Source organism: Nocardioides exalbidus, assembly GCF_900105585.1.
GTDB lineage: Bacteria > Actinomycetota > Actinomycetes > Propionibacteriales > Nocardioidaceae > Nocardioides > Nocardioides exalbidus.
In genome coordinates this window covers 1,584,959-1,611,321 of the sequence record NZ_FNRT01000002.1, presented here as the reverse complement: position 1 = coordinate 1,611,321, position 26,363 = coordinate 1,584,959, and the positions used below count along the sequence as shown (strand labels likewise).

Genomic DNA, 26,363 nt, shown 5'->3' with positions numbered 1-26,363 from the left:
CGTCCACCGCACGAGGAGAAGACATGACCACCGAGACCTACACCGTCACCGGCATGACCTGCGGCCACTGCGCCGCCTCGGTCACCGAGGAGATCTCCGAGCTCGCGGGCGTCGACAGCGTCGACGTCGTCGTCGAGACCGGAGCCGTCACCGTCACCAGCGCCGCACCCCTCGACCCCGCTGCCGTCCGGGCAGCCGTCGAGGAAGCCGGCTACCAGCTGACATGAGTACGCCGCTGCGCGTCGCCGCGTTCGTCGCCGTCCTCGCCGCCGCCTTCGCGGCCGCGTGGGGCGGGGGCCGGCTCGTCGGTCCGATCGAGGCCGCACCCTCCGCAGCCCACGAGGGCGGCCACGGTGCCCACACCTCCGAGGCCGCCGACGTCTCCGGGCTGACCGCGCAGGCGGACGGCTACACGCTCGCGCTCGCCGACCGGAGTGCGGAGGCGGGCCGGGCCCGACTCGAGTTCCAGGTCCTCACCTCCGGCGGCCGGCCGCTGCTCGGCTACACCGAGGAGCACACGAAGGACCTGCACCTCATCGTCGTACGCCGCGACCTGACCGGTTTCCAGCACGTGCACCCGACGCTCGACCGGGCGACCGGCACGTGGTCGGTCGACGTGCGGCTGACGCCCGGCGTGTGGCGGGTGATCACCGACTTCACGCCCGAGGGCTGGGACGGCATCACCCTCGCCGACGACCTGTCGGTCGCCGGCGACTTCTCGCCCGAGCAGCTCCCGGCGGACACCCGCACCGCGACGGTCGAGACCGACCAGGGCACCTACACCGTGACCCTCGGCGGGGACACCGCGCCCGGCGTGGGCACCGTGCTGACCACGACCGTCGAGCTCGACGGCGAGCCGGTCGACGACCTCGAGCCCTACCTCGGCGCCTTCGGCCACCTCGTCGCGATCCGCTCGGGTGACCTCGGCTACCTCCACGTCCACCCCGAGGAGGGCGAGCCCGGTCCGTCGATCGACTTCGCGACCGCGTTCCCGACCGCGGGGACGTACCGCCTCTTCCTCGACTTCCAGCACCGCGGCGAGGTCCACACGGCCGCCTTCACCGTCGAGTCCGGCGGCGCACCGTCGGCCGACCACGAGGAGGGCGGGACCCATGAGCACTGACGTCGAGCTCGCCATCACCGGCATGACCTGCGCGTCGTGCGCCAACCGCATCGAGCGCAAGCTCAACAAGCTCGACGGCGTCACCGCGACGGTCAACTACGCCACGGAGAAGGCGAAGGTCTCCTACCCCGGCACCGTCTCCACCGACGACCTGCTGGCGACGGTGGAGGCAGCCGGCTACGGCGCCGCGCTCCCGACGCCCCCGGCGTCAGGCCCGTCCGCCGGGTCGGCCGACGAGGCGCCGGAGGCCGACCCGCTGCGGCAGCGCCTGCTCATCAGCGCCGGACTGAGCATCCCGGTGGTCGCGCTCGGCATGGTCACCGCCTGGCAGTTCACCTACTGGCAGTGGGCCTCGCTCGTGCTCGCCGCGCCCGTGGTGGTGTGGGGAGCCTGGCCGTTCCACCGCGCCGCGTGGACCAACCTGCGCCACGGCGCGACGACGATGGACACGCTCGTGTCGGTCGGCGTGCTCGCGGCCTTCGGCTGGTCGCTGTGGGCGCTCTTCCTCGGCACCGCGGGCGAGCCCGGCATGACGCACCCGTTCCGGATCTCGGTCGACCGGACCGACGGCGCGGGCAACATCTACCTCGAGGCCGCCGCCGGCGTGACGACGTTCCTGCTCGCCGGGCGGTGGCTCGAGCACCGCTCGAAGCGCCAGGCCGGTGCCGCGCTGCGCGCCCTGATGTCACTGGGCGCGCGGGACGTGGCCGTGCTGCGCGACGGCAGCGAGGTGCGGATCCCCGTCGACCAGCTCGTCGTCGGCGACGAGTTCGTCGTCCGCCCCGGCGAGAAGGTCGCCACCGACGGCGTGGTCGCCTCCGGCACCAGCGCGGTCGACGCCTCGATGCTCACCGGCGAGTCCGTGCCGGTCGAGGTCGGACCCGGCGACGACGTGGTCGGGGCGACCGTCAACGCCGGCGGCCGGCTCGTCGTACGCGCCACCCGGGTCGGCGCCGACACCCAGCTCGCCCAGATGGCGCGGCTCGTCGAGGACGCGCAGAACGGCAAGGCCGAGGTGCAGCGCCTCGCCGACCGGGTCTCCGGCGTGTTCGTCCCGGTCGTGATCGGCCTCGCCGTCGCGACGCTCGGCTTCTGGCTCGGCGCCGGCGGTGGCGCGACGGCTGCCTTCACCGCGGCCGTCGCGGTGCTGATCATCGCCTGCCCCTGCGCCCTGGGCCTGGCAACGCCGACCGCGCTGATGGTCGGCACCGGCCGCGGCGCGCAGCTCGGCATCCTCATCAAGGGCCCCGAGGTCCTCGAGTCCACCCGTCGCGTCGACACGATCGTGCTCGACAAGACCGGCACCGTCACCACCGGCGAGATGACCGTCCACGCGGTCGTGGCCGCCGAGGGCGAGTCCGCTGACGACGTACGACGCCTCGCCGCCGCCCTCGAGTCCGCCTCCGAGCACCCGATCGGCCGGGCCATCGCCGCCGCGGACGGCGTGCTGCCGGAGGTGGAGGGCTTCACCAACCGCGAGGGCCTCGGCGTCGAGGGTGTCGTCGAGGGCCACGCGGTCGTCGTCGGCCGGCCGAGCCTGCTCGCCGAGTGGGCACAGCACCTGCCGGCCGAGCTGGTCGAGGCCGTCGACCGGGCGCAGGACGAGGGCTTCACCGCCGTCGCCGTGGGCTGGGACGGCAGGGCGCGAGGCGTGGTCGTCGTCGGCGACACGATCAAGCCGACCTCGGCCGAGGCGGTGCGCGAGCTCCGCGCGCTCGGCCTCGAGCCGATCCTGCTGACCGGCGACAACGAGCGGGCGGCCCGCCACGTCGCGGCCCAGGTGGGGATCACCGGGGTCGTGGCCGACGTGCTGCCCTCCGGCAAGGTCGCCGAGGTCAGGCGCCTGCAGGAGCTGGGCCTCGTCGTGGCGATGGTCGGCGACGGCGTCAACGACGCCGCCGCGCTCGCCCAGGCCGACCTCGGGCTGGCGATGGGCACCGGCACCGACGTGGCGATCGAGGCCAGCGACCTCACGCTCGTGCGCGGCGACCTGCGCGTCGCGGTCGACGCGATCCGGCTCTCGCGCCGGACGCTGGGCACGATCAGGGGCAACCTGTTCTGGGCCTTCGCCTACAACGTCGCCGCCCTCCCCCTCGCCGCGGCCGGTCTGCTCAACCCGATGCTCGCCGGCGCGGCGATGGCGTTCTCCAGCGTCTTCGTGGTGACCAACTCGCTCCGGCTGCGGGGCTTCCGCTCGTCGATCTGATCCGCCCGGGCCTCACGGCGCGATGCCGATCCCCGGCACGTGCGACCAGGCCCGCTCGAGCCAGGCGGGCATCGTCGGCCAGTGGCGGCCGAGCAGCCGCGCGTTCACCCGCGAGTCGTACGACGCCGGGGTGAAGGCCGGGTCGATGAAGCAGCCGGTGGCGTAGGTGGCGTCGTAGTCGGGGCAGGAGGCGGCGACCGAGGCGGGCGTCGGCTTCTCGCCGGTGGTGACCCACGTGTCGAGCGCGTGCAGGTCGAGCGTCGGGATCGAGACCGCGCCGGTCAGGTCGCTGTCCCACATGAGGTCGCGACGAGCCCGCGGATGGGCGACGAACCGCTCGACGCCGCGGTTGAGCGCCCGGTCGTCGTGGCTGCCGGAGTAGCGCACACCGAGGTTGGAGAACGGGTTCCGGCCACCGAGCCGGTCGTGCACGATGTCGCGGAAGGTGAACGTCGCGAAGCTCAGGTGCGACGACAGCGTCCGCTCGGGCACCTTCGTCACGGCGAGGATGTCGTCGAGGTTCCGCTGCTGCAGCGGGGTGCGATCAGCCGGCGCGGACTCGATGCCGGTGCACTCCTGGAGCCGCGCGCGGAGCCCGGTCGAGGTCATCGTCGAGTCGGCGCGCAGGCCCTGCCAGAGCGGGTACTGCGGCTCGCTCGGCCGCGGGTGGTTGCCGCAGTAGTACTGGTAGACCACCCGTAGGTCGACGCGGTAGTCGTAGCCGCGCGACGCCCCGGCGAGCACGCCGTTGGTCAGCAGCACGCCGTCGTAGGTCGTCGGGTGCACCTCGACGAGCTTGGCCGCGACGTCGCCGCCCCACGACTGCCCGTGCGCGAAGGTGCGCTCCGGCTCGCCGAAGGCCGCCTCGAAGGCGAGCCGCGCTCCCTCGGTGTCGGCGACCGCCATCCGGGTGCCGAAGCCACCACGGCGGTACGCCGACCCGACCCAGGCGTAGCCCTCGCGCGGCATCACCGCCCAGCGGTCGAGGTCGTCGAGGCTCCGGGAGGCGTCGGTCGGGTCGTCGAGGTCGGGACCGCCGTGGGAGTGGACGACCAGGTCGCCGTTCCAGTCGTGCGGGACGGCGATCGCGTAGAACGCGCCGTTGGCGTCCTGCCCGGTCCAGCAGTCCGCGACCTCGGCCACCGAGGCGGGGCAGGCGGTCGGCGTCGGTGGCGAGTCGGCGTACGACGGTGCGGGTGACAGCAGGGTGCCCGCGAGGGCGAGCCCCGCAAGGGCGACGAGACGGGACATGACGATCCTCCGAGCCGGGAGCCCGGCCGCCGAGTACGACCGGGCTCCTCGACGCTAGGACGATGTGACGCCCGTCTCACCGTTGCGTGCGTTGTGTTCGGCGGTGCCGATCACTCCGTGTAGGCGCCGGACGCGATGTCCTCGAGGAGCGTCGGGTGGGTCGGCGTCCAGTCGAAGCGCTCGCGGGTGAGGGCGTTGGACGCGGGGATGTCGAGGCCCCAGAAGCCGGCGATCCAGCCGAAGTGCGCCGGGGCGTCGGCCGGGTCGACCGACACGGTCGGTACGCCGAGCGCCTCGCCGATGGCGGCCGCGACGTCGCGGGTGGCGAGGCCCTCCTCGCCGACGACGTGCAGGCGGGACCCGGCCGGCGCGGTGCTGATCGCCCTGGCGACGAGCTGGGCCGCGTCGGCCCGGTGGACGGCCGACCAGCGGTTGGCGCCGTCGCCGACGTAGCCGGCGGCACCGTTGCGCCGGGCCGCCTCGACAACCTGCGGGATGAAGCCGTGCTCACCGCCGGCGCCGTGGACGGTCGGGGCGAAGCGGAGCGAGATGCTGCGCACGCCACGGTCGACGGCCTCGAGGGCGAGCGCCTCGGTCCCGCCGCGGGGTGCATCGGGGCCGGCGGCCGGGTTGGCGTCGTCCTCGGTGACGAGCCGGCCCGGCGCGAACGCCGTGCCCGAGGCGAGGGCGAAGGCGCGGTCCGACCCGGCGAGCACGTCGAGCAGCGTCTCGACGGCGGCGCGCTCGGCGCGGTTGGACTCGGCCACGTTCGACCAGTCGTGCTTGTTGGCGAGGTGGACGACGGCGTCGGCCCGCTCCGCACCGGCGCGCAGCGAGGCGAGGTCGTCGAGCGACCCACGCAGGGGCTCGGCGCCCGCGGCGGAGACGGCGGCGGCCGCCTCGTCGGAGCGGACGAGGCCGAGGACGTGGTGGCCCGCGGCCAGCAGCTCGGGCACGACGGCCGAGCCGATCCAACCGGATGCGCCGGTGACGAAGACCAACATGAGAGTTCCTCCTGGATAGGTGATGTCAGGTTCTGTCATCACCGTAGCACTGCCATGTCAGGGACTGACATCACGTAGGATCGAACGCATGGCACGTTGGGAACCGGGCGCGAAGCAACGGCTGCAGCTCGCCGCGCTCGACCTCTTCGTCGAGCAGGGCTTCGAGGCGACGACCGTCGCCCAGATCGCCGGCCGCGCCGACCTGACCGAGCGCACCTTCTACCGCCACTTCGCCGACAAGCGCGAGGTGCTCTTCGACGGCCAGGACGTGCTGCTGCACGCGTTCGTCGACGCCGTCGGCTCCGCACCCGACGGAGCGAGCCCCCGTGAGCTCGCCGAGGCCGCGGTCGCCGGGTCGGTCGCGTTCTTCACCGACGAACGCCGGCCCTGGTCACGACGGCGCCAGCAGGCGATCGACACCGAGGACGGCCTGCGCGAGCGCGAGTCGCTCAAGATGGGCGTGCTCGCGTCCGCGGTCGCCCAGGCACTGCGCGACCGGGGGGTCACCGACCCCGCCGCCGAGCTCGCGGCCGACGCGGCGATCTCGGTCTTCCGGGTGTCGTTCGGGCAGTGGATCGCCCCGGGCGAGACCCGCGACATCGGCGACATCCAGGCCGGGCTCTTCGCCGCGCAGCGCGCGCTCGCCTGAGGCGCTTGCCTGGGCCCCCCTAGGCTTGCGGGCATGGGCATCAAGGACCTCGTCACCGGGGGCAAGAAGGACAAGCGCTCGGCGCTCGAGGCGGCCGACGACCCCCGGCCCGACCCGGGCACCGTCGACAAGCTCGTCGACCTCCTGATCGACGTGGGGATCAAGGGCCGCGGCCCGCTCTCCCCCGTGACCGCGGTGGCCGACCAGGCCCTCGCCAAGGCGGGCGGTGACCGCGAGAAGGCGATCGCCGCGCTGGCCCGTCGCTCGACCCTCACCGGCGGCGTCGGCGGCTTCGTCACCGGTCTCGGCGGGTTCGTCACGATGCCCGTCTCCCTGCCGGTCAACGTCGCCGAGTTCTACCTCCAGGCCGTGCGGCTGGTGGGCGCCGTCGCCACCCTGCGCGGGTACGACGTCCACGAGCCGCGCGTGCGGACGGCGATCCTGCTGACCCTCGTAGGCTCCGACGCGGACGACGTGCTCAAGAAGACCGGCATGTCCTCGGCCACCGGCGCCGTGACGTCGTACGCCCTCAAGGGCCTGCCGCCGGCCGCGCTCATGGTCGTCAACAAGGCCGTCGGGTTCCGCCTCCTGCGCGGCGTCAGCGAGAAGGTGCTCGCCCGCTTCGGTCGCGGCATCCCGCTCGCCGGTGGCGTCGTCGGCGGCGGCGTCGACGGCTGGATGATGAAGAAGATCGCGGACCAGGCGATGGAGGAGTTCCCGCAGGTCGAGGCCTGATCCGGCCATGGCCCCGCTCGTCGCCGTCGTCGGAAGCATCAACGTCGATCGGGTCGTGCGCGTGCGCGAGCTCCCCGCGCCCGGTGCGACCGTGATCGGGATCGCCCCCGCCACGCTCGGTCCCGGCGGCAAGGGCGCCAACCAGGCTGCCGCCGCGGCCGCCCACACCGAGCGGGCCGGCAGCGTGGTGATGCTGGGCGCCGTGGGCCGGGACGAGGGCGCCACCCTGTCCCTCGACGACCTCGCCGGGCGCGGGGTGGGCACCGACCTCGTGCGCCGCACCGCCGGCGTGTCCACCGGCCACGCGACGGTGGTGCTCGACGCGGATTCGCAGAACCTGATCGTCGTCGACCCCGGGGCCAACCTCACCCTCGAGCCCGAGCACGTCCGGTGCGATGCCGTACGCGACGCCGCCGTGGTGTTGCTCCAGCTGGAGGTCCCGACCGCGACCGTCCTCTCGGCGGCCGAGCACGCCTCCGGCACCGTGGTGCTCAACCCGGCCCCCGCCCCCGCGCCCGAGGACGTACCGGCCCTGCTCGCCGCTGCGGACGTGCTGGTGCCCAACCGGGGCGAGCTGGCAGACCTGCTGGGCGAGGCCGAGGCCTACGACCTCGCCGGCGTGGCCGAGCAGGCCCGCGCACTTCCCTTCTCCGGGACCGTCGTCGTCACGCTCGGCGGCGACGGTGCCCTGGTCGTCAGCGGCGCGACCGTGGAGCACGTCCCGGCGCCGCCCGTGACGCCGGTCGACACCACCGGCGCCGGCGACTGCTTCTGCGGGGTCCTGGCCGTCGGGCTGGCCGAAGGTGTCGAGCTGATGGACACGGTGCGGGCCGCCGTGGCCGCCGCGTCGACGTCGGTGACCCGCGCGGGCGCCCGCTGAGTCTCCCGCCGATGCGGGTGACCGGTGCTCTGCGAGAATCCACCCTCGTGGACGGTCCCCTGCCCCTCGCGCTGATCATCGCCTCGCTCGCGTTCGCGGCGGTGGTGCTGGTCTACGTCGTCCTCGACCGCACGCCCGACTGGGGCCTGCTCGGCTTCGCCGGCGTCATCGAGCTCGCGACGCTCGTGCTCCTCGTGGTGGCGGCGGTCCAGGTCGGTGGTGTCGACCTGCACGGGGGCGCGCTCGTCACGCTCTTCGGCTACCTCGTCGCGGGACTCGTGCTGCTGCCGATCGGCTTCGTCTGGTCGCTCGCCGAGCGCTCGCGCGGCGCCACGGCGGTCCTGCTCGTCGCCGGCCTGGCGCAGGCGTTCGTGATCGTCCGGGTCGAGCAGGTGTGGCCGTCGTGAGCTCTCGCTCAGCCTCCACCCGTTCCGGACTCGGCCGCGCCCTCGTGGCTGTGTACGGCGTCTTCGCGCTCGCCGCGACCGCCCGCTCCCTCGTGCAGCTGCTGACCAAGGCGTCCGAGGCGCCGCTGGCGTACTCCCTCTCCGCGGTCGCCGGCGTCGTCTACATCGCCGCCACCCTCGGCCTCGCCGAGGTCGGCCCCTCGCCGCGTCGCCTCGCCTGGGCCGCGGTCTGCTTCGAGCTCGTCGGCGTGCTCACCGTCGGGACGCTCACCGTCCTCGACGCCAAGCTCTTCCCCGACGCGACCGTGTGGTCCGACTACGGCTCCGGCTACGGCTGGCTCCCGCTCGTGCTGCCCTTCGTCGGGATCGCCTGGCTCTGGCGCACGCGCCCGCGTGACTGAAAGCTCTCGCTCAGAACCGGCTGAGAATGTCGTCGGACGCCGTGTTCTTGGCGATGCCGACCAGCATGAGCAGCGTCTGCTGGAGCCAGCCGAAGAAGACATAGACGACGAGGGCCGCAACTGCGGCTGGGACAAACGTCAACGCGAGCACTGACAGGTACTCGGCGCCCTGCGGCATGCCTGCACCGGTCAGGGCAGTCATGCTCAGGACCCCCAGGGCAATGAGGCCCATCGCGACCCAGCGGATCACCCCGATCGTGTGGACCAGCCGCATGGCTGCTCCGGTGCTGACCGCACCACCTGACTTCGCCATCCGAACCCCCGTTCGTCCTGTGCCGAGCGCGACGAACGACCGCTGGAGTCTCGGGTCACCAGCGGCCGTTCGAGGACGAGCCTAGACAGGACAGCGTGGGTTTCGCAGCGAAACGCGGGATCGTACTTTTCCAATCCCGCGCAGACGCTGGTTGGCGGAGAGGCGTCCGCTTCGCGGCGGAAGGACGCATGTTCCGCACGGGCCTGACAACGACTGATTGCTCTCAGCGCCTTCGGGGTCTCGGCGCCCCGCGTTCCCACCAGTCGATCTTTGGTGCTTCGTGGATCTGTTCTGCGATGAGCTCGACGTTGTCGGTGTTGCAGAACTTCCAGAGTTCCTTCGCTGCGCGGGAGTACTGGAACACCACGTGGTCGACGTCGAACGCGTCTGCGTCGCCGCTGCGAAAGCGGTCTGTTGCGTTGGCGACGTGCATGAGCAGCTCCGCCAGTTGCGCCTCGTGATAGTTCGCGACGGTCTCTCGCGCCTGTTGACGCTCGGCCTTTCCGGACACGGACTCAGGCTAGTGCGGGGGAGGCCAGCAAAAGGCGCCGCGCACTCATCGCGGCATGTGCGGACGCTCTGAAACACCGACTTAGGCCCAGAGGACCGCCATAGGGTGTCCACGTGAACCAGGTCGAAGAGCGCTTGGCGCAGCCGTTCTATCTCAAGATGATGGGCCTGAACGCGCGTGCAGAGATTGACGAACTCTGGGATGACCTCGTGGTTGCTGGGAGGTCCGCAGGCTTAGCCGAGGTGACTCAACTCCTACGTCCCGGGCACTGGCGTCCCTTGGTCATGGGTGCCTGGTTCAGCCTCAAGTTTGATCGCGACCAAGTTGGAGATGCACTGACGGAGGCAGTAAGTAGCTGCCAGGGCTCGCTGACTGCGCCTCCACTCGCGGTGGCCACTGCCACGATTCTGGGGCCTGATGCCTCTGCACCTCTCATGACGTACGCGACCAGCGAGACTGGGCAGATGGATGGGTCGGGCGCTTTCGTCGCAGCGGTGGTGGAGAGCGTGGACCCGGCTCGCGCCTCGCTCGTGTTAGAGGACCGGGACCTTGAAGCCGCCGCCGAGATGCTTGGTTTGGCCCGGCGTCTCAGGGATGCCTGGTTCTCTAGTTGAGACGGGATCCTGACATCGGCAGATCCGGATGTCGCGAGCGTCCCCGACAGGCGGTGGAATGGGTCGCTCAGAGTGCGATCTCCGCTCAGTCGCTCGAGGTTAGGCTCACGCTCGTCCCGTTTCCGGTCGCTTAATGAGGTGTCGTGCACGACGAGTTTGGCAAACTGATCGATCGTTTAGGCGACGTCGTCGGCGACATCGACTGGGGTTCCTTTCCGGCCTACTTTGGCGCCATCGCCCTGGTTCTGACGACGCTGACTATCCGCCGCGACCACCTCGCAAGACGTCATGAGCAAGCCGATCAGGTAGCGGCTTGGGCTGAGAACAGCGACCAGGGTTGGGTCGTCAAAGTCAAGAACGCAAGCAACCTGCCGATCAAACGACTCAACATCGGGCTCGCTGGCTCGCCCCGCAATGGAGGAGTTCGCCTCACGAAGTACGAGCAGGACGATGACTTGACCGGACGGGTTAGGTCCAAGCGCGTTGATGTCCTCGGTCCTGACTCGACCCGCGAGCTCAGCCACCCCAGTGGGCCGATCACGGTGACGTCCATTGAATTTTTAGACGCCGCAGGGCGCTACTGGCGGCGCCGCCGAGATGGCAAGTTGATCGAGGTTCCCGCGCCCGGGAGTCTTCGAGCTCGCGCACAGCGACTGCGTTTCCGCCTTCAAGTCCGCCTCAATGCGGCTATCCGCAGAGCCCGGCGCTTGGGCGCAGCGACACGCGGCAGTTCTTCCTAATCGAGCTACCGCGCGCGAGTCGTTTGCTGGTGGCGGGGCCGCCGCAGGTGGCCATCTATGTTGCGCCATCTTGCGGCGCTATGACGCGTCTGACGATGCAGCATCTGTTTCAACAGATACGGACAACCCCTACGCGGCGCCTATGTCCAGGTCGGCCGAGGTCTCTACTTTCAGTAGGACTGAATGTCCTGCAACGGGAGACAAACAGTTGTGTCGGACTCTGAAGGCAGTATGACGCGGGTTTCATCCCCGTCGCGCTAGTCAGTTCTTGCTCTTGTGACGGCCATGTCGCTAGCGTTGCTTCCGCGGTCGACCCCGAGTCGACCCGAAGAACCGAATAGAAACATCCCATGGGAGCGAACGTGGGCCTCACAAAAGGCCGACGTTCGCTTTTGCGTTGGTCGGTCTTGGTGGGGCTCCATACGAGAGGTGATCGACGATGCCGATGGTGCGAGACAACAGCAACCAGCACGCCCCGCACGTATCCATGCTGACCGCGCCGGCCGTTGCGCCGAGTCGCGGCGGACCGACGGTCTTCGATGTCGACGCGCGTCTGTCCGACCTCTGGCTGGAGGAGCGCAACCGGCACCCCGCAGATGCTGTCGGTGCATGGGTGAGGGCTTATGCCGATTTTCGCTGCCCCGAGTCGAGGTGCACGAACATCCGAACCGTGCTGGTGGCGAGCGTGTGTCGTAATGCGCAGGCACGTCGAGTCGTTGCCACGTGCAAGTCATGCTCCGCGAGGCTTCGAGGCGGTTCTAAGAATCGGCTCACGTCGTGGATGGGAGATGCGGCCGCGGCACTCGTCGTTGATGCCGACCAGCCATACATGCCGGGCGAGCTATCCCGATTTCAGCCAGGCTTGCTCCGATGGCACTGTCTCGCTGACCCGAGTCACCCGATCTACCCGGCCTCGACACAGAAGCTAGCCCCAGGACGAGCGCCCACGTGTCCGTGGTGCAACAGCCTGCAGGAGCGGCGCCCGGACCTCGCCCGTGAGTGGCATCCGACGCTGAATGGCACTACGACGCCGCTCGAGGTGTCGGTCGGTGAGTCCGGAACGACAAGGTGGTGGCTCTGCGGGGCCGGACACTCCTGGCAGACCACGGTTGGGTTGCGTACAGGGCCGCAGCGCACCGGATGCTCCGATTGCGGTGCCATGCAGACCTCGCGGCCCGAGATCGCGCTATGGGCTGAAATCGCGACCGTGCTCGGAGAGTTCTTGGGAGAAGGGCCGGCACCTGATGTCGCGGTCCGGCGCAGCGTTCGACTCCCGAGGCAGGCCCGCTCGACCAGCGTCGTCGACATGGCCGTCATGTGGCAGTCGTTCGAAGGAACACAGGACAGCGCCGAGCGCTGGGTGGGCATCGAGTACGACGGCGCTTACCACCACGCTGGACGCGAGGTGCAGGACGCCGAAAAGCACTTGATGTTGGAGGCCGAAGGTCACGTCCTGATCAGAGCTCGCGAGCGTCCCCTCGATCCGCTCGCCTCCTCCGACGTCAGCATCCCTCCCGGAGTCTTCATCGATCCGCAGGCGACCCACAAGGCCGCAGCCGCAGTTCTCGCTGCCGTTGCCGCAGTGCCCGGATGCCCGCAATCTGCAAGGTCCGCCATCGAGGACTACCTGGCCCGCGGCGTGTGCGTGGGCACCGATGCCTTCAATCGGCGCTACTCCAATCGGGTCCTACCCGATCTCGGAGCCGAATCGATCGCAGCAACACATCCGGAACTGGTCCCTCGTCTCTGGGCATACGACAAGAACGAAGCATGCGTACCGTTCCACCAGCGGCACCTCCGCGCACCGGGCCGAACAGTCGACGGCAGGACCTGGCCATGGGCAGCCTCAATCAGCCCACGCCAGGTCAGGGCAGACTCCAGCAGGAAGGTTTGGTGGCGATGCGAAGAGTATGGCGACTACTTCGTGATGGCGCCACGCGATGTCGTGTGCGGGCGCGGCTGCCAGTTCTGCGGCCACAAGCAGATCAACGACCGCACCTGTCTACTGTCGACCGACCCCGCGCTCGCGGCCCAGATTGACTCGGCAGACCCGACAGTGGCGCGATCGATGTCCGCTGGCGAGAACAAGTTGATCAAGTGGTTGTGTTCGGTCTGCGGCCATTCCTGGTCCCGAACGCTCAAAGTGCGCAAGAAGTTTCCCAAGTGCCCGACCTGCCGCCACGATCCAACGGCTCCGGAACCGAAGGGCCCGCGCGGGCGCCCCTCGTAGACACGGCGCCCGGGTCGTCGCGCGACTGGGACAGCTCCCGCCTGGCGGCGCAATGTCGCGCACCGGACGGTACGCGGCGGAATGCCGCACGCCTTGACGATCGTGCTTCGGTGGATCCGAGGCACGCGAGGCTGTGGCCAAAGGTGGGGACGCTAGAAGTCGTAGCCGCTCGCGCCCATGGCGAAGATCTCGCAGGCCTCGTCGAAGAGGTCAACAGAGAATGACGAAGTACCGCCAGAGGCGATGGAGTCCGAGTCGGCGAAGCCGCTTTGAGTGCTGATGAGTGCCCCCGACTTGTCGAAGCAAGCCGCGGATACGTCAATGGGTCCGGATACCTCTTGTCCGGTTGGGTTCTTCAGGATGCCGGTCAGATTGTCCCCGAAGCTGCCTTCGGTAGTGGCAACCTCGACAATCTCGACATCGACGGAACTAAGGAAGTCCTCCGGCTCACTTCCCGTGGCAGTGAAGTCGAACTCAGTGTCCTTCGCGGCTTTCACGCCGTCGATGTACACATATCCGAAGGCCCACTCTCCGGGGTTCACGAGCTCGGGGGCGAAGCCTTGAGAGGAGCCGGAGCCCATCAGGTTTCCGGCTCCGTCACGGGCTGTCCCGCTCACCTCGAGGTTCGCAAGTGGCGACGCAGTCATGTTGCGGATCACGACGGGCACAGTCCCTGATGCGGGGTCGGCTTGGCCGATGACAACCACGGACAGCTCCCCATCTTCGCCGTCCGGAATCTGCGGGTTGCCCTTGATGCTGAGCATGGGCGACGTGGTGGGCTCGACCGATGCGTTCCCGGCATCCTCGTCAGACTCTATGTCCAGGTCTTGCTCTGCGCTGTCGGTGTTTGTCGACGCTGGGCCGTCCCCCGAGCGCACCGTTTCCCCGGAGTCTGACGCGCCGCACCCGGTGAACAGAGTTGCGGCGCAGATGGCAGCAGCGAGTCGCTTCTTCATGGTCCCCCGACCTACATGTTCGTGGCGTTACGGGCCGAAGTATGCCGGAGGGCTTCCGGGAGCATTGGCCTTTTCGTGAACCTTCGATCGGTAGGTGAGGGGTAGTTAGGCGGGCTGAGGCAATCTGGCGATCGCACTACGTGGATGACGCTGACGTCATACGGTGACCGCCGACCTGTCGCCGCTTCAAGGAGCTTTCGTGTCTCGTTCGATCCACCGATTCATTGGCGTTTCCGCGGCGATGGCCGTCCTCTCGCTGGCCGCCACCGGATGTGGAGGCGATCGTTCGGAGAGAGCAATCACAGTCGATCCTCAGAAGAGCAGTAGTACCACTGACAGCACTCAGGAGGCCGAGGTTGTTGAGGCTCCTGAGGACTCTGCGGGCGACCAGTTGAGCAAGGCCCAGATCGGCAAGGCCCTCCTGGCCGTTTCGGACCTGCCGGCAGGCTGGACCGCCACCCCCGCAGAGGACGAGGAGGAGGAGAGCGAGGACACGGTCTCTCCGCCAAAGTGCAAGGACGTGCTCGACGCGCTCGACGAGACGTCTACGGACGCGGCCGCCGAGGGCGAGGCGAACTTCAATAAGGGCGGCCCATTCGGCACGGTCCTCTCCCAGACCATCTCTAGTTACGCCGAACCCGTGGACGCCAGCAGGGTCCAAGAGATCGCGGATGCGTTTTCTGACTGCCCGTCCTTCAACAGCACGGACTCCGACGGCACGGTTAGCAAGGTGACAGTTTCTCCCATGTCCTTTGGGAACCTGGGTGACCAGACGCTCGCCTTCGCGATGACCCTCGAGTCCTCGGCGTTCACCGTCTCGGTGAACGTGGCATACGTGGTCATCGGCCACAACGTCATAGCAATGGTCAACGGCGGACTCACAGGCGCCGACGGTGCCCAACTCGAGAAGCTCGCGAAGAAGGCCATCACAAAGCTCGAGAAGACCGCCAGCTAACCGTCCATCGGCAGGTGCTCCCGTCCCAGCGCACTGCGCCGCGCCACCTCTGAGCCCTTAGGGTTCCGGTCATTGTCGTGAGCGCCCGCGGCGAAAAGGAGCACTAGGTCAAGACGTACGCAACGGATCGTGCATGCTGCGAACAAGCGGCGGAATGCCGCAGTAGGAGGACGCACACCTCCCATGCGCTCAGGGACACGAACCTTCCTGGCCCTAGCAGTCGTCGCGGGAAGTGGACTGCGGGCGGCTGGCCAATTCAGGGGTCCGTGCTAGCTGTACTGACCCGGCAGGTTGGTCACGCGGCTGATGGGCGGGTGGCCTGCGAGTGAGCTGTGTGCACGGTGATGGTTGTAGATGTGCAGCCAGGCTGGCAAGGCCCGTCGTCGGGCGGTCTCGCTGGAGTACGGCTTGGCGTAGGCCCACTCGGTGAGCAGGGTGCGGTTGAAGCGTTCTGCTTTGCCGTTGGTTTGAGGTCGGTACGGACGGGTGCGGCTGTGTCGGCATCCGGTCTCGTCAATGGCCTCGGCCCACATGCGTGAGCGGTAGCAGGCGCCGTTGTCGGTCAGCACTCGACGGATGTGGATGCCCATGGCGTTGAACCACGCCACGGCTCGACGCCAGAACCCGGCCGCGGTGGCGCCCTGCTCGTCGGAGTGGATCTCGCAGTAGGCCAGTCGGGTGTGGTCGTCGATCGCGGTGTGGATGTAGGCGTAGCCCAGGTTCGGTCGGCCGTGGACCTTGCGGGGCCGGTCCGGGTCGCGGTGCGCCTGGCTGTTCACCCCGCCCTGGCTGCGGCCGTGGATGCGCCAGCCGCCGCCGTCGGGGATGTTGCCGAGCTTCTTGATGTCGACGTGGACCAGATCGCCCGGGTATGGGTGCTCGTAGCGCACCACGGGGTCACGGCGGACCGGCAGGCCGGTGGCGCGATCGATCCCGACCAGCTTGGGCAGTCCAAGCCGCGCGATCACCCGTCCCACCGTGGAAGAGTTCATGTCGAGCCGGCCGGCGATCTGCACGGGGCCGAGTTGTTTGGTGGTGCGCAGGTGCTTGACCTTGGCCTCGAGCCGGCGGCTGGTGCGTCGTGGCGAGTGGTGTGGCCGGCTGGATCGGTCGCCCATAGCTGAGGGACCGTGCTCGCGGTAGCGGTCGGCCCACCGCTTCGCGGTCGTGGGTGAGACCTGGAACCGCTCGGCAGCACGTCGTAGCGGCCAGCCGTCCTCGACGACACAGCGGGCCAGATACAGCCGCCCTCGCGGGGTCAGCGTGGCATTAGCGTGGGACATGGAGACCTCCGGGATCTGGGGTGCGAATGCGTGGTTGCTTCACACCTCACCCGGAGGTCTCCATCTCGTCTAGACCCAGTCGGCTGTCACCAACCTCTGTGGTCAGTACAGCTAGCCGCCCAGATAGGCGCGTAGGTCTTCGTCGAGCTTTCGAAGGGCTTCGTCGTACTCAGGGCGCGCAAAGACGAAGGGGCCGAGGGTGGAGAGGTTCCAGTCGCGGTGGCCCTGCCGGAAGCAGCTCCAGGTGACCTGAACGTCCGTGGCAGTGATGTCTGCGACGAGGGGCCAGCATCCCCATTCACCGCAGTCGCAGCCGAGCAGTACGGTGTCGCCATCGTCGAACCACACGGCGCGCGGATTGTCGAGGAAGTGGGTGGAAGAGCCGCCGAGGGCCCATGGCCCGAGCCCCATGTATGAGCCGGCGAGATTGGGCTTTCCCTCGCGATCCGCCCAAGGCTGTTCGGCGGCGCGAGCGAGGTCGATGAGGGAGGTCTCGTTGATGCGGATGATGACCTCGGTGGTCCCGCTGCTGTCGTTGACCGCGAATTGCACCGTGTCCATCAGCGAAGAGTAGACACCTGGGGCTTGCCGGCGCCCGTTGAATTACCGTCCGCGGCGACAGGCGGCGGAATGGGTCGTAGCCGGATGTCACCCTTCGCACAGCGGTCGCCTCTAGTCAGGTGAACCCGCGAGTGGGTCGATAGAAGAGATTCCACGGTCTATCGCATGTGGATGAACTACCCACAGAACCCTCAGTTCCCGCTTACGCTCTCGGGATGAGCAGTCTCACCGGTGGTGCCGCTGCTGCTGTGGGGCGGCGACTAACGCAAGCTCTGGCTGGCATAGCACTCGTGGTTGCCTGCGGGGGTGGATGCTCGTCGTCCGCATCGGTTTCATGGAACGAGGCAGACGGCGAGGTAGGGAATCGAGCAGAAGTCTGCGGCAGACTTGTCAGCGTGTCCTTTGACCCGGGCTCCGAAGCTACGTTCTTCAACCTCGGCAAAGATTATCCGGACCCAAACCGGTTCACGATCGTCGTCTGGAATTCGTCGAAGGATCTTGCGAACGACTTTCGGTCGGCTACAACAGAAGGTGGCCAGAAGGTCTGCGCCGAAGGAGACGTGTCGGAGTACGACGGTGTGGCGCAGATCGAGTTCGACTCTGGAGACGAAGACATCGTCGTAGAGTCGCCTAGCGAAGAGTATGAAGAGGAGTATCCGGACATCAGCGACGAGATTCCTGGACCTTTCTAGCGCCTAATTGGCCTTCGATCGATCGTCGGTCGATTCCCGTACGCGCCGAGCCGCTCGACGCATCCAGTGAGGGATGCAATCTGCCTAGTCAACCGTCACCAATCTGCGTTCGCAGCATCCGTTTCTGCGCCACAGATCGCCCGGTCTCACTAGACGCCTGCAACGTAGGCGGTGAGGAAGTGGACGCCGTGGCGGTCGAGGTTGCCGCGGGCGCGGTCGTAGTGCTCGGTGGTCCGTGGGTCGGAGTGTCTGGCGAGGATCTGTGCGTCGCGGAGCGGGACGCCGGCGTCGAGGGCGTTGGTGATGGCCGCGTGGCGGAGTGAGTGTGGGCTGATGTGGCGTGGGATCGCTGCGGCTTTAGCGATGCGCGCGACCATCCGGTAGGCGTCTCGGCGATCGATGGGGTTGCCGGAAACGGGGCGCAGGATGAGTCGGCCCTCCGTCCGGTCACCTCGGCAGGCTTCGAGGACCCGCAGCACGGGGACGGTGATCGGCATGGTGGCCGGCTTGTCGCCCTTCCCTACGAGGTGGATCACTCGGTGTCCTCGGAGGGTCTCGGCGTAGTCCTCGATCCGGACCGCGGCCGCCTCGGATGCCCGGAGGGCGTTGATGCCGAGGAGGAACGCCAGCGCCCCGTGGTGGACGGTGAGCGTCTGCGCAACCTGGAGGAACCGGATGAGCTCGAGACGATCCAGCCCTTGGGTGCGGGACTCGTCGCGGTGCACCTTCGGCAGGCGTGCGTAGACGGCTGGGTCGGCCACGATGAGTCCGTCGATGTGGGCATAGCGGAAGTACCCGCGGACGGCGTGCATCGAGGTGACGACCGAGGACGCCATAAGACCGGCCTGTCCGAGGTGTCGGATGTAGAGCTCAATGTGAGCGCGCTGAATCCCGATGAGCGGGTCAAGCGTGTTCGTCTCACACCAAGCGAACCAGCGCCGTAGTTGCGCGGAGTACAAGGTGTGGGTGTGGCCGGAATAGCGGGCGAGGTACGACACTGCGGCGAGCTGAGCCGGTGTCATTGCGTCTGGTTGGAACGGCAGCAGGGTGTTCATGGGTGGCACCTGGCGGAGTCGGGCAAGCCTCGCCCCGGTCCGCCGAACGAGGACGAGGCACTCGCCCGACGCTAGGCCTGTTCGCTGCCCTCGAGCACGCAGCCAGAGACATCGCGGCGGAAGGACGCACCCATCCCGGAAGATCCCGGCGCTTGGGGCCGGACTGTGCAAACCTTCCCGGCATGCTCCGACTGGGTGATGACGCCACGACGGTCGAGCTCACGTGGGACACGGGCGAGCGACGCGCCGCTATCCGGTTCCACGGGGCGCGCTTCAAGTACCGCGACCCGCATGACCCGCTGTACGAAGCCGACAACATAGTCGAGTACATCGTCAGCATGGAGGGCAACGGATTCTCCGCCGAAGCCGTGCTGATTAGCATCGACGCTGCCGGATTCGGTCTTCCTCGCGTCATCGAAGGCGTCGCGGGCGACTTTCGAGGGTGGGAGGGCACTCAGACGTGGGAGAACGCAGACCACGACCTGGCCGTTAGCGCCACCCGGACAAGCCGGGGTTACGTGTCACTCGATTGGCGCTTGACTCCAAGCATCTACGACAAGTGATCCGCCAATGTGGTCGTCGATGTCGAGTCGGGTGAGGAGATGCTGCGACTCGCACGCAGCCTCCGGACGTTCTTTGCCGTGGATGGGTGACGAGCGCAGCACCAAGTAGCTCTGACTATCCCCACCACGCGGCGGTTTGACGCACCTCTCACCGGTCGCGGGCGTGCTGTCAGAATGAGTGGGAGTGACCGATGCCAAGGCGCTAGTCCGGCGTCAAATCACAGTTACGGAGAGCCGAGTGTCCTACAGCGCCCTTGTGACGCAGATCCTGCTGTCCTCTCCGAGCGATCTCGACAGTGGACACCGTCAGATCATCTTGGACCAAACGCGTTCCTGGAACGCTGACCACGGCCGCATCTATGGCGTGCACTTCAGCGTTGTCGACTGGAAAGACAACGCCGCTGCCGGCGTAGGCGACTATGCACAGGCCGTCTTGAATGCTCAGATCGTCGACGAATCTGACGCCGGCTTGGTGGTCTTCACCGACCGCATGGGAACGCCGACTCGCGACTTCCCGTCGGGGACTGCGGAGGAGATCGACCTTCTGCTTGGTTTGGGGCGTGACGTTGCCGTGCTGCGGAACGAGTGCCCGCGACCGCCCATAACGACTCCTGATGGCCTTAGGCAGAAACAGGCCTTGGACCGATACGTCGAGAGCTTGTACGCCGGAGCACTCGTCAAGTCCTATACAACCCTCGACGAACTGCGTCGCGAGATCGACTTGGTACTCTCGTTTCTCGCGAGGAAGCAAAGAAGAGAAGCCGATGCCGGCCTTACTGAACCCGTTGATGATCGCGAAGTCGGGCCGATCCGGCCGGAAACACTGACGAACGCCACGGTGAGCGCCGGGGGAGAGGTGCTCGAGCGAGGGCTGTGGCCTCGCGTTGAGGTGTCGGAGTCGTCGGTAACTGACAGCAGAGGGAGGTTGCGCACACGACGCCGGTGGAGTCTGGTGCTCGAAAGCACGCTGTCGACGCCCGTCTCCGACATCTCGTTGCGGTTCGAAGACGGAGCGGGCGCTGTCGTCGACGACTTCGACCTCGGTAGGACTGCAGACCAACACATCGAACTGCTTCCTCCGCGTGGTTCGGTTTCCTTTCCGCTGATTCAGGCGTTCGGCTCCCGATCGCAGGCGATGTGCGTGGTCACGTGGCACGACGCAGAGGGCGTCGAACATGAGACGCGCGCCAGCGTGCGCACTGGGTAGAGCGACCGTTCTCGGCTGTTCGAGACACGACGACATAGGCAGTTCTACATCTAGAACCAGCGTTGGGCGTCGGCATGCGGCGATAAGACGCACGTCTCGGCCCCGAAACGCGAAAGGGCTGAAACGTGACTGGTCCGCGGCACTCAGCGCGAGGTCACTTTGCCCGCATTCCTCAAGTGTCGAGGAAGTCCCACTCCGCTCCCAGTACCCACCGCAGGGCGGACAGCTTGCCGTTCAGCATGCCGAGCTCGAAGTCGGTGTATGGACCCAGCTGACCCGGTTCGGTGTACTTCTCCTCGACTCGTTCGCGGGCGGTTTGGGCATTCCCCGCGTTGCTGTCGGCAGCGGCGTCACGGCCTTCCTTCCGAAGCTTGTACTCACGCTGCAGCGAACGGTGGTGCCAAACACGGTCGAACATCTCTTGCTCGGCGTCGCTGATTTCAGCCAAGCTCCGCGGCTCATCCTGGAACTCCGTCTCGTCGAACAACTCTTCGAGTTCTGGGCCGAAGTGATTAAGCATCACGCTGTTGAGGCCGTCCACGCCGAGCGCATAGCTCGTCCCATCGTCTTGGAACAGGGGAGCCAGGTCGGGGTGTGGCTCGCGCTTGTCGCCGTTGGGGAGCGAGAAGTCGTCACTGTTGCTGGTGACGAAGGCGTGCGGCTGGTCCGCAAGATCCGCCCTACCAATCTCGGTCGCGTACAACTCGATTAGGAGTGCGTCCGCCACGCTGTTGCGTGAACGGTGAAAGGGTGCGCTTTTGGTAAGCGCACGCTCAACCACGCGCCTGCGTTCTGCGTCGGCCGCCTCTATTGAGCGCCCGCGTCTAAGGAGCTCCAACACCTCGTCGAAGTTCCGTGTTGTCATGGCGCCGATGAGGGGCACTTCGTAGACGAGGCCGTCTATGACGCGCAGCGCCTGTTCGTAGTCACTTGCGCGGTAGGCGTCGAGGTCCTGCTTGATGAGTCTGAAGCGTTGTTCCACGCTAGCGGTCATGGAGGTTTCGACGCGCTCGCGGTTGCGCTCGAACTCGTCAATGACGACGGGCGGCACGAGCAACTCGATCCCGTGGTTGTGGACGAGCACGCGGATCGCGACGATCCACTTCTGACCGTCGCGTCGCTTGGCCAGGTCGAGCCAGGTAGACGTATCCACGAGCAGATGAAGCATTGCTCGACCCTAGCTGTGCCGAGGCGTGACGGCGGCCGTTCACTAGCAGCGGTCTGAGAGGCGGCAGGGACGCGCTACAGATCGTGGTGCCGACGTCGCTCCACTCCTTGCGCATCACCCTCTTCCATGTAGCGCTTCGCGATCCCCATGCGCGGAATGAAACCCTCTGACGACTGCGACCCGAGCGTTTAGAGTGCGGTTGGTCTGGGCGAAAGGGGCGCGATGGCAGACGAGGTGCGGTACAGGCCCAGTGGCGACAACGCAGTTCTGCGGCACGTCTTGTGTGAGGTCTGGGATCTGCAGTGCTACTGGTGTCGGGAGTTCAAGAAGTATCTAGAACTTCAGATCGACCACATCGTGCCGCAGAAAGATAGTGAGGCAGAACGGGAGCGCCTGAGAGAGGCGTTCAAGCTCGACGCTGACTACGACGTTGACGCTGTCGCCAATCTCGCGCCGATCTGTGCACCGTGTAATGGCCGTAAGAGCAACGCCGATATGACGCAGTTTCCGGTCGTGCTGACCTGCCTCAAGAAGGCGCGACAGCACGCGCCTATGGTGACCAGAAGGTTCATCGCGTTCACCTCACCCGCCGATCTGGGCGGCGCGTTGCTGACTGCGGTCAACGCTGACCTGGATGATCTCGACGTTCGCGCGGCTTTCGAAGTCGGTGCGCCGGCCGTAGTGCAGCGGCTGGCTGAGCTGGGAGAGGGCAAGGCCGACTACTACACGCACCGAGAGGTCACGGTCGAAGCCCGGGATGAAGAGCACTCCTTCTTCGTCAGTCTCAACGAGCAGGGGCGAGCCGCCGTCGGAGTGTTGGAGCAGGTGGCCGGCGGGGCGCTCGATGAGGTCCTTGCTGAGCCGGTCGAGGATCTCTTTGAACAGACCGAGGAGGCCATCGGCAACGCACTTCGCCAGCACGATGACGGTCTTGGAGCACCGGACGTGGGATCGGTCTCGATCGACTGGCCGACCCTCTCGATCGGTTCGGTGCGGTACTCGGCCACCGCTCTTGCGAAGGTCGAGTTCGAGTTCGAGGGTGCGTTCGAGGGGCTGGCGACGGCGTCTGTGGCTAGGGACAGCGCGGACGGAGACGGTTTGGAGGACGCGCAAGGAGACGCAACGTTCTCGACACGCTTCAAGTTCGACCTTGTTTGGGAGTTGGGTGACGACGACGAGCCGAGCTTCTTCTTCGACCAGGTCTGGCTGGAAGACTTCGACGCAGACACACTGGTAGATGGCCGAAGCAGCCATGCGTGGTGGGACTGGCCGCAGGACCCAGAGGAGCCTCAAGGCGAGGACAAACCCTAGCCTCCGGAAGTTGGCCAAGCGGCAAAGTCCAGCAACATAGGGTTGTTGTGCGGAATCAACAGCTCGGCCACGAGGGGAGCTCGAGGCGGAATACCGTACTCATCGCGACAATTCGTTCGTCCACTGTCCGCGCGATCACCAAAGACTCTGGCCTGCCAAGATGTATGGACGATGACATCATTACTCCGCGACCTCATCTCCGCTGCCCGTAGAGACGGGTGGGCGAGTGGTACAGCAACGGCCCAAGCGCTGAAGTTCCAGGCATACTCGATGGAGTTGCGCCCCGTAGCAGGTCGACATGGTCAAACCGAGGCCGAAACCTTACGCCCTGTAGCGGCAGCAGAAGCCCCAAAGAGGTCGCTCAGCGCAACCTTTGGCACTGGCCCACAGCCACTTCACACCGACGGCGCTCACCTACCGAAGCCACCTGACATCGTCATCCTGTCCGCCGCCGACCCGAGTTCCGTGCCAACCATTCTCTCTACTACCGCCTACTGGAAGCTGGCGGAGGGCACCCGCGACGATCTTGCTCACGGCCTGTTCACTATTGACGACGGCGTCTCACGTGTTCTAGCGCCCGCCTACGCGAATGCGCGCTTCCGGTTCGACCCTGGGTGCATGACGCCAGCTGATTCGCGTGCCCGCAGGGTCGTCGACTTCTTCGTGGACGCCCTTGCGTCGGCAACTGAGTTCGAGTGGTCCGAGCCGAACCAGGTGCTGGTGATCAACAACCGCACCGTCCTGCATGCCAGAGCAGATGCACAGGCCGACCCCGACCGACAGATGCAACGACTGATGTTCCGGTTCGAGAAGGGCACGACGTTGTGAGCGTCCCGTACGACCACGAGGCGTTGTGGCTAAAAGCGAAGCTCTTTCTCAACAAAGCTATGGACGACGAGGAGGTGCGCTCGTTCGATGAGCGAGCTCTTTGGGCGTCCCTGTCGTTGGAACTCCTCGCCAAAGCGGCTCTTGCCCGGCAATCACCTCTGCTCATTGCCGTCCCCAGCGAAGACGGCACCAACGTCCTGATAGCACTCGGGCTGATAGCGGGAAAGGCACGATTCGAATCCGTTGCGGCAAAGACGCTTTACTCACGCTGCGAGAAGGCGTTCAAGCCCTTCACCAAGGCCGAGGCTGACAAGATCACTTACGCGCGCAACGAGTATCTGCACGGCGCCGCGGCCGGCTTCACCGAGATCCCCGAGTCCGGGTGGTGGCCGCGCTACTGGGCCCAGGCGGTCATCCTCGTTGCCGCATGCGAGCGAGAGATCGACGATCTAGTGGGCGAGGTCAGGGCGCACATCGTCCGCGCTCACTTGGAACAGAACAAGAAGAACGTCGAACACCGAACCGAGATGCTGTTGGAGCGTGCGCGTCAACGACGCGCACAGTTCGAGGCGGGCTCGCTACCTGCGAAGGTTGCGGCAGAATGGCAGCCCGGCCAGCCGATGACAATCTCGCTCGCGCACTCTCAGGACGAGACATGTCCGGCGTGCGGCGACCGGGGAACTGTTGAGGGCGACACGGTTTCCGACACCGACGTCCAGTACGAACGCGTCGGCGAAAACGACTATGACGCCATCGTGACTCTTACTGTCGATTCCGAGTACTTCAGTTGCGAGCACTGTGGACTCGCTCTCGATGACTACCAGGTGCTCACGGAGGCCGGGATCGCGGACACCTTCGAGGTAGATGGCGATAGCAGCGACATCGAGCACGAGGGCGAATACGGCAACGATTGACGAGGCAAACGGCGCGGAGTGCCTTCGTCGTAGGACGCCGTTGGTGGGCTGCCAGACATGCGGCGGCAGGACGCACCTCGATGTGCAACCTCAGTGGAGTCGGCTGGGCTCGAAGCTGGTCGCTGGGTCAGATCCCTTCAACGGGCGGGATCGCGTGGAGCATCTCTGCGAGGTCGTTGATCTGGGCGAGAGAAGCGCTTTCTGACCCCGCCAACTCGCAGGGACAATGGCCAGGTGAGCACACGTGTTCGTCATGGCCATTCACACTCAGGTATGCCCACGTGGCACGAGTTCAAGAGCGCTGTCCGCAAGGTCGATCGGGACAGCCTGCTCGTCTTGGCCGCCGGAGTCTCAGCCGCAATCGCGAGAGACGAGATCGACCCGGAGTGGTCGCGCAAAGGCCTGACTGCCTGGAACGTCGCCGATGTCGCGCGAACGGCTCTCGCGTGGGCGCGGTTCCAACACCCGGGTGCTGACGAAGAGACGCTGCTGAGGCTCTGCAACAAGAACGCTCTGATCGTCGACGAGCGTCTCGTGGCCAATTCAGACTCGTCGGAGTACCTCGGGCAGGTTTTGGCCAGAGCCTTCTTCGAGCAGTTTCCGAACCAGAACTCAGCGATGGCAAACGTGTCGCGCTCCATTTTGCTGTTTGGTTCGGGAGCCGAGTACCCGCCTGATTTTAGTCCGAGCTCGTTGACCCCTGGCTGGTTCGAGGCCGTCGCCGACGGGATCAGCGTGGACGACTACATCGAGGCCGTCTTCCTCATCTCGGTCATGGCTCAGACGCGTGCGGGCTCGTTCTCGCTTGATTGGCTCGACGGACCAGAATTCGAAGGTCTGGACGGCATGATCTCGTTCGACGTCATCCGGCGTGTGTTCAACGACCACCTCGTCACAACGGCGCCAGAGTTCAAAGCGATTAACCAACAGTGGCAGGCCGACGTACCGGCCGCGCAGAAGAAGTTCGCGTTCAATCCGTTGCTGGACAAGCCTTTCATCAGCGGGGTCGCACCGGTGCCTATCGCGCCCTCGGTGCAGGCGATCATGCGCAAAGCAAGCCCGCCGGCCATCTACCACTTCGGCCTACGTGAAGTCGCTGGCAGGTTCACCACAGAGCTCGGGCCGGTCTTTCAGCACTATGTAGGGCGACACCTGAAGCTGGTGCAAGGCGCCGAGACTCTGCCCGAGTTCAAGTACGGGCCGAAGAAGGAACGTCGAGACTCCTGCGACTGGTTCCTCGATTTGCCTGGCATGTTAGTGCTCATCGAGTGCAAGGCCCGCCAGCCGATCGAGTCATTGCGGCTCGGAAGCAGAGAGTGGATGGCAGCGCCGGAGGAGTCGATAGGTCACGCCGTCGGTCAGCTCAACATGTCCAACATCAATATCGATCAGATCAGTGCCGCGGACCCGCGGATCGATGCTGGCAAGCGGCGGGTCGGTCTTATCGTGACGCTCGAGCCGTTTTACGTGACTCAGAATTGGCTTCTGGCGGAGCGTCTCGCGGGACCTGAACTCCCGGTCGCTGCGATCTCGGTGGCTGAGTTGGAGCACTTGGTGGTGCTGGATTCCGTCGAGCTTGAGGCGGTGCTCGGGGAAGCCGCCGACAGAGCGGAGACCAACCTGATGCGCCCGGCCCCTGATTGGTCCAACTATGGCGAGCGTGAGAACGCACTCATCGCCTCCACGTGGGAGTCGATTGGACTCTTCTCTCGCGTGGCGGCCATGAGCGAGTGAGCAGCACCTAGCACCGGGGCGCGGAGCCGGGTGGGCCGTCAAGAGGCGGCTGCGCTTCCTTCGGCGAGTCGT

Annotated in this window: 28 protein-coding genes and 1 pseudogene; 20 read left to right on the top strand and 9 right to left on the bottom strand. The window is 66.7% G+C overall.

The window, feature by feature from the left end; all coding sequences use genetic code 11:
* The first annotated feature begins 23 nt into the window (after window positions 1–23).
* Genes BLV76_RS08085 through BLV76_RS08075 form a run of 3 tightly spaced genes read left to right on the top strand, consistent with a single transcriptional unit; the run spans window position 24 to window position 3,329 of the window.
* The gene (locus tag BLV76_RS08085) at window positions 24–227 is read left to right on the top strand and encodes a heavy-metal-associated domain-containing protein (RefSeq protein WP_090968667.1); all 204 of its coding nucleotides are present in this window, start codon (window positions 24–26) and stop codon (window positions 225–227) included.
* Window positions 224–1,123, top strand: coding sequence for a nucleotide exchange factor GrpE (locus BLV76_RS08080; protein WP_090968666.1), 900 nt, complete (start codon window positions 224–226; stop codon window positions 1,121–1,123). Before BLV76_RS08085 ends, BLV76_RS08080 begins: the two co-directional genes overlap by 4 nt.
* Window positions 1,113–3,329: a heavy metal translocating P-type ATPase gene (locus tag BLV76_RS08075; protein WP_090968665.1), complete on the top strand. Its 2,217-nt coding sequence runs from the start codon at window positions 1,113–1,115 to the stop codon at window positions 3,327–3,329. The genes BLV76_RS08080 and BLV76_RS08075 overlap by 11 nt, the downstream gene beginning before the upstream one ends.
* Window positions 3,330–3,341: 12 nt before the next feature.
* On the opposite strand, the gene BLV76_RS08070 is transcribed toward BLV76_RS08075, so the two are convergent.
* Both BLV76_RS08070 and BLV76_RS08065 read right to left on the bottom strand, forming a co-directional pair.
* Window positions 3,342–4,580, bottom strand: a complete 1,239-nt coding sequence (locus BLV76_RS08070; protein WP_217630294.1) for an alpha/beta hydrolase family protein — start codon at window positions 4,578–4,580, stop codon at window positions 3,342–3,344.
* A gap of 110 nt (window positions 4,581–4,690) precedes the next feature.
* Complete coding sequence (locus BLV76_RS08065; RefSeq protein ID WP_090968664.1) at window positions 4,691–5,584, bottom strand: SDR family oxidoreductase; 894 nt, start codon at window positions 5,582–5,584, stop codon at window positions 4,691–4,693.
* Between the two features lie 88 nt (window positions 5,585–5,672).
* Between BLV76_RS08065 and BLV76_RS08060 the strand changes: the two genes are divergently transcribed.
* From BLV76_RS08060 to BLV76_RS08045, 5 genes are read left to right on the top strand one after another with little or no spacing between them, the layout of a single operon-like run.
* Entirely contained in the window at window positions 5,673–6,233 is a 561-nt protein-coding gene (locus BLV76_RS08060; protein WP_090968663.1) for a TetR/AcrR family transcriptional regulator, read from the top strand.
* Between the two features lie 33 nt (window positions 6,234–6,266).
* The gene (locus BLV76_RS08055; RefSeq protein WP_090968662.1) at window positions 6,267–6,968 is read left to right on the top strand and encodes an EcsC family protein; all 702 of its coding nucleotides are present in this window, start codon (window positions 6,267–6,269) and stop codon (window positions 6,966–6,968) included.
* Window positions 6,969–6,975: 7 nt separating this feature from the next.
* Window positions 6,976–7,848, top strand: coding sequence for a ribokinase (locus BLV76_RS08050; protein WP_217630293.1), 873 nt, complete (start codon window positions 6,976–6,978; stop codon window positions 7,846–7,848).
* 47 nt (window positions 7,849–7,895) lie between these two features.
* On the top strand, window positions 7,896–8,255 hold the full coding sequence (locus BLV76_RS22825; RefSeq protein ID WP_217630292.1) for a hypothetical protein: 360 nt from the start codon (window positions 7,896–7,898) through the stop codon (window positions 8,253–8,255).
* Window positions 8,252–8,656 (top strand): hypothetical protein, encoded by a 405-nt coding sequence (locus BLV76_RS08045; protein WP_090972477.1) that lies wholly within the window; start codon window positions 8,252–8,254, stop codon window positions 8,654–8,656. The genes BLV76_RS22825 and BLV76_RS08045 overlap by 4 nt, the downstream gene beginning before the upstream one ends.
* Before the next feature lie 10 nt (window positions 8,657–8,666).
* Here BLV76_RS08045 and BLV76_RS08040 read toward each other — a convergent pair whose 3' ends face one another.
* Both BLV76_RS08040 and BLV76_RS08035 read right to left on the bottom strand, forming a co-directional pair.
* Window positions 8,667–8,969, bottom strand: a complete 303-nt coding sequence (locus tag BLV76_RS08040; RefSeq protein WP_139306524.1) for a hypothetical protein — start codon at window positions 8,967–8,969, stop codon at window positions 8,667–8,669.
* Window positions 8,970–9,192: 223 nt separating this feature from the next.
* Window positions 9,193–9,480 carry a hypothetical protein gene (locus BLV76_RS08035; protein WP_090968660.1) on the bottom strand — a complete coding sequence of 96 codons (288 nt, stop codon included), beginning with the start codon at window positions 9,478–9,480 and terminating at the stop codon, window positions 9,193–9,195.
* A gap of 113 nt (window positions 9,481–9,593) precedes the next feature.
* On the opposite strand from BLV76_RS08035, the gene BLV76_RS08030 reads away from it, so the two are divergent.
* From BLV76_RS08030 to BLV76_RS23065, 4 genes and pseudogenes are all read left to right on the top strand, one after another.
* Window positions 9,594–10,094 carry a hypothetical protein gene (locus BLV76_RS08030; RefSeq protein WP_090968659.1) on the top strand — a complete coding sequence of 167 codons (501 nt, stop codon included), beginning with the start codon at window positions 9,594–9,596 and terminating at the stop codon, window positions 10,092–10,094.
* 143 nt (window positions 10,095–10,237) lie between these two features.
* Window positions 10,238–10,834: a hypothetical protein gene (locus BLV76_RS22110; protein WP_139306523.1), complete on the top strand. Its 597-nt coding sequence runs from the start codon at window positions 10,238–10,240 to the stop codon at window positions 10,832–10,834.
* A 439-nt stretch (window positions 10,835–11,273) separates the two neighbouring features.
* Window positions 11,274–11,978 (top strand): annotated as a pseudogene (locus BLV76_RS23450) (zinc-ribbon domain-containing protein); the annotation flags it as partial.
* Window positions 11,979–11,993: 15 nt separating this feature from the next.
* Window positions 11,994–13,064 carry a zinc-ribbon domain-containing protein gene (locus tag BLV76_RS23065; protein ID WP_245734595.1) on the top strand — a complete coding sequence of 357 codons (1,071 nt, stop codon included), beginning with the start codon at window positions 11,994–11,996 and terminating at the stop codon, window positions 13,062–13,064.
* Between the two features lie 152 nt (window positions 13,065–13,216).
* On the opposite strand, the gene BLV76_RS08020 is transcribed toward BLV76_RS23065, so the two are convergent.
* A complete protein-coding gene (locus BLV76_RS08020) occupies window positions 13,217–14,020 on the bottom strand; it encodes a hypothetical protein (RefSeq protein ID WP_090968657.1) in 804 nt (267 codons plus the stop codon).
* A 199-nt stretch (window positions 14,021–14,219) separates the two neighbouring features.
* On the opposite strand from BLV76_RS08020, the gene BLV76_RS08015 reads away from it, so the two are divergent.
* Entirely contained in the window at window positions 14,220–14,975 is a 756-nt protein-coding gene (locus BLV76_RS08015; protein WP_090968656.1) for a hypothetical protein, read from the top strand.
* A gap of 269 nt (window positions 14,976–15,244) precedes the next feature.
* On the opposite strand, the gene BLV76_RS08010 is transcribed toward BLV76_RS08015, so the two are convergent.
* Window positions 15,245–16,258 (bottom strand): IS481 family transposase, encoded by a 1,014-nt coding sequence (locus tag BLV76_RS08010; RefSeq protein ID WP_090968655.1) that lies wholly within the window; start codon window positions 16,256–16,258, stop codon window positions 15,245–15,247.
* A 111-nt stretch (window positions 16,259–16,369) separates the two neighbouring features.
* Window positions 16,370–16,819, bottom strand: a complete 450-nt coding sequence (locus BLV76_RS08005; RefSeq protein ID WP_090968654.1) for a hypothetical protein — start codon at window positions 16,817–16,819, stop codon at window positions 16,370–16,372.
* Between the two features lie 215 nt (window positions 16,820–17,034).
* Here BLV76_RS08005 and BLV76_RS22105 point away from each other — a divergent pair, with 215 nt between their 5' ends.
* Window positions 17,035–17,511, top strand: a complete 477-nt coding sequence (locus tag BLV76_RS22105) for a hypothetical protein (protein ID WP_139306522.1) — start codon at window positions 17,035–17,037, stop codon at window positions 17,509–17,511.
* Window positions 17,512–17,660: 149 nt separating this feature from the next.
* On the opposite strand, the gene BLV76_RS08000 is transcribed toward BLV76_RS22105, so the two are convergent.
* Window positions 17,661–18,566 (bottom strand): tyrosine-type recombinase/integrase, encoded by a 906-nt coding sequence (locus BLV76_RS08000; RefSeq protein WP_090968653.1) that lies wholly within the window; start codon window positions 18,564–18,566, stop codon window positions 17,661–17,663.
* A 182-nt stretch (window positions 18,567–18,748) separates the two neighbouring features.
* Here BLV76_RS08000 and BLV76_RS07995 point away from each other — a divergent pair, with 182 nt between their 5' ends.
* Entirely contained in the window at window positions 18,749–19,129 is a 381-nt protein-coding gene (locus BLV76_RS07995) for a DUF6228 family protein (RefSeq protein ID WP_090968652.1), read from the top strand.
* A gap of 256 nt (window positions 19,130–19,385) precedes the next feature.
* Complete coding sequence (locus BLV76_RS07990) at window positions 19,386–20,336, top strand: hypothetical protein (protein ID WP_139306521.1); 951 nt, start codon at window positions 19,386–19,388, stop codon at window positions 20,334–20,336.
* Window positions 20,337–20,508: 172 nt separating this feature from the next.
* Here BLV76_RS07990 and BLV76_RS07985 read toward each other — a convergent pair whose 3' ends face one another.
* Window positions 20,509–21,504, bottom strand: a complete 996-nt coding sequence (locus BLV76_RS07985; protein WP_090968650.1) for a PIN domain-containing protein — start codon at window positions 21,502–21,504, stop codon at window positions 20,509–20,511.
* Between the two features lie 222 nt (window positions 21,505–21,726).
* Between BLV76_RS07985 and BLV76_RS07980 the strand changes: the two genes are divergently transcribed.
* The 4 genes from BLV76_RS07980 to BLV76_RS07965 all read left to right on the top strand — a co-directional run bounded on the left by BLV76_RS07980 (window position 21,727) and on the right by BLV76_RS07965 (window position 26,291).
* Window positions 21,727–22,815, top strand: coding sequence for an HNH endonuclease (locus BLV76_RS07980; RefSeq protein WP_090968649.1), 1,089 nt, complete (start codon window positions 21,727–21,729; stop codon window positions 22,813–22,815).
* Between the two features lie 465 nt (window positions 22,816–23,280).
* Complete coding sequence (locus BLV76_RS22475) at window positions 23,281–23,643, top strand: TauD/TfdA family dioxygenase (RefSeq protein WP_175539604.1); 363 nt, start codon at window positions 23,281–23,283, stop codon at window positions 23,641–23,643.
* Window positions 23,640–24,557 (top strand): hypothetical protein, encoded by a 918-nt coding sequence (locus BLV76_RS07970; protein ID WP_090968647.1) that lies wholly within the window; start codon window positions 23,640–23,642, stop codon window positions 24,555–24,557. Before BLV76_RS22475 ends, BLV76_RS07970 begins: the two co-directional genes overlap by 4 nt.
* A gap of 234 nt (window positions 24,558–24,791) precedes the next feature.
* On the top strand, window positions 24,792–26,291 hold the full coding sequence (locus BLV76_RS07965) for a hypothetical protein (protein WP_139306520.1): 1,500 nt from the start codon (window positions 24,792–24,794) through the stop codon (window positions 26,289–26,291).
* The last annotated feature ends 72 nt before the right edge of the window (window positions 26,292–26,363 follow it).